Origin of the sequence: Saccharopolyspora sp. (assembly GCF_017434145.1) — a bacterium.
Taxonomy (GTDB): domain Bacteria; phylum Actinomycetota; class Actinomycetes; order Mycobacteriales; family Pseudonocardiaceae; genus Saccharopolyspora_C; species Saccharopolyspora_C galaxeae.
In genome coordinates, this window is sequence record NZ_JAFRFW010000570.1 from 1 (window position 1) to 2077 (window position 2077).

Annotated in this window: 4 protein-coding genes; 1 reads left to right on the forward strand and 3 read right to left on the reverse strand. The window is 71.8% G+C overall.

What is annotated here, in order from left to right:
• Together IJH84_RS15775 and IJH84_RS15780 are read right to left on the reverse strand one after the other, a co-directional pair.
• Positions 1 to 301: DivIVA domain-containing protein (locus tag IJH84_RS15775; RefSeq protein WP_295145771.1), on the reverse strand; the 301-nt coding region annotated here is incomplete at its 3' end.
• Positions 302 to 355: 54 nt separating this feature from the next.
• Entirely contained in the window at positions 356 to 706 is a 351-nt protein-coding gene (locus tag IJH84_RS15780) for a PadR family transcriptional regulator (RefSeq protein ID WP_200073284.1), read from the reverse strand.
• A gap of 297 nt (positions 707 to 1003) precedes the next feature.
• On the opposite strand from IJH84_RS15780, the gene IJH84_RS15785 reads away from it, so the two are divergent.
• The gene (locus tag IJH84_RS15785) at positions 1004 to 1372 is read left to right on the forward strand and encodes a hypothetical protein (RefSeq protein ID WP_295145773.1); all 369 of its coding nucleotides are present in this window, start codon (positions 1004 to 1006) and stop codon (positions 1370 to 1372) included.
• A 73-nt stretch (positions 1373 to 1445) separates the two neighbouring features.
• On the opposite strand, the gene folP is transcribed toward IJH84_RS15785, so the two are convergent.
• A partial coding sequence (gene folP, locus IJH84_RS15790; RefSeq protein ID WP_295145775.1) for a dihydropteroate synthase occupies positions 1446 to 2077 on the reverse strand: 632 nt, incomplete at its 5' end.

Consider the following 2077-nt stretch of genomic DNA (forward strand, 5'->3'; position numbering starts at 1 on the left):
CGCCGGCCACGTCGAGCTGCCGCTGCAGGACCGCGATCCGGCCGCGCAGGTCGTCGATCTCGCCCGCCAGGCGGTCCATCGCCCAATCCACCTCGGCTGCCTTGTACCCGCGGGCGACCTGCTGGAACCGCAGCGCCCGCACATCGGCACCTTCCACGTCGGTGGCGGGCAGCCGGGTCGGCGTGGAGCCGGGGGGCAACGCCTCCAACTGCTCACCGCGGCCGAAGACCAGGGTCGCCAGCAGGTAGATCACCGCGGCGACCACGAGCACGACGAGGAGGTAGATCAGCGCACTAGCCACGGCACCGATCGTGGCACGGACGCCCGACGGCCGAGCAGCCAGCTCGCACGCCGCTCATGCCTGCGCGGTCGGCTGCACCGGGACGGACCTGTTCTCCAGCACGCCTTCGATGGCGGAGGTGAACTCGCGCCAGGCGCGCCGCTCGTCGTGCAACGCCTCCGTCCCGGAGTGGGTGAGCCGGTAGGTGCGGCGCTGCCTGCCGCCGACCGTGCTCCAAACGCTGTGCACGTATCCGGTGCGTTCCAGCCTGCGCAACGCCGGGTAGACGGTTCCCGTGGGCAGGTCCAGCGCACCGCCGCTGCGGTGCTGCAACGCCTCGATGATCGCGTAGCCGTGCAACTGCCTGCCGTCGAGCGTGGCCAGCAGCAAGGCATCCAGGTGGCCGCGGAGCGCATCAGCCTTCACGAGTAGTGACTCTACGGTGATTCGGAACCACTGTCATCGGCCGGGCGCAAGGGGCTGTTGGTCCTTTCCCGATTCGACTCGAGGTGAATTGACTCACTAATCATAAGTAGGTGGGCAGCGATCGATCGCCCATCGTGGCCGGTGGACCGCACCGGCAGCCCGTTCGTGGGTGATCACTGCGCCGAATGAGTGGATCGATTCACGACCCTGCTCGATCACCGGGGAAAGCGCCCCACACTTCGGATCACCAGGCACGCCCAGCGGACAGCGTGCCCGCGAGGAGGCAAGGAGCTCGGTGTGCGCGACGACAGCGAACGAAACGCCCCCGGTCCGGCCGACGGCCGCGAGGTCGTCCTGCCCGCACCGCGTCCCAGGCCGGACGCCGCGGGAGCGGACGCGGACCGCAACGGTGCCCGCCCGGACCTCGCCGAACTGCGGGCCCGGATAGCGGAGCTGGTCGAAGCCGTGCACCGGATGCCGGAAACCGGCTTGGAACTCGACGAGGCGTGGTGGCGCATCGACGAGCTCGCCAGGGAGGTCGCGCGCAGGCACCCGAGCGCACCGCAGATGCGATCGCGCTGGCTGCGGCTGGCGCCGCTGCTGCGCGAACTGGACCCGGAGCTGCCCATCGCGCACACCGGCAAGCTCGTCGAAGACGCTTTCTGAGGCCGGTCGCACTCGCGGCCGAGCGCCTCCGGCGGACCGCTACCCTACGGCCACGCGGGCGCCCGACCGCTGGTCACGCCAGCGCCCGCAGCACCTCGGCGGGTGGCCGCGTCCCGGCGATCGAAGCCACCATCTCCAGCACCCGCCGCGTCTCGGCGACCTGGTGCGCGCGGAACACCCGAGCGCCGCCCCACGCGGCGACCGCGGTTGCCGCCAAGGTGCCCTCCAGCCGCTCGGACACCTCGGCACCGAGCGTCTCGCCGACGAAGTCCTTGTTCGACATCGCCATCAGCACCGGCCAGCCGGTGGCGGTCAGCTCGTCCACCCGGCGCACCAGCTCCAGCCCGTGCCAGGTGTTCTTGCCGAAGTCGTGCGTCGGGTCGACCAGCACTCCGGCGGGCGGCACGCCCGCCGCCACCGCGTGCTCGGCGCGCTCGACGAGTTCGCCGACCACCTCGGCGACGACGTCGGTGTAGCGCACCCGGTAGGGATCGGTGCGCGGCGGCAGGCCGCCGGTGTGCGAGCACACCATGCCGACGCCGAACTCCGCGGCGACCCGCACCAGCTGCGGATCCGCACCGGCCCAGGTGTCGTTGAGCAGGTCCGCGCCCGCCTCGCACACCTGGCGGGCGACCTCGCCGCGCCAGGTGTCGACGCTGATCACCAGGTCGAGCGCGGACACGAGCGCCGCCGTGTCCGGGTGCC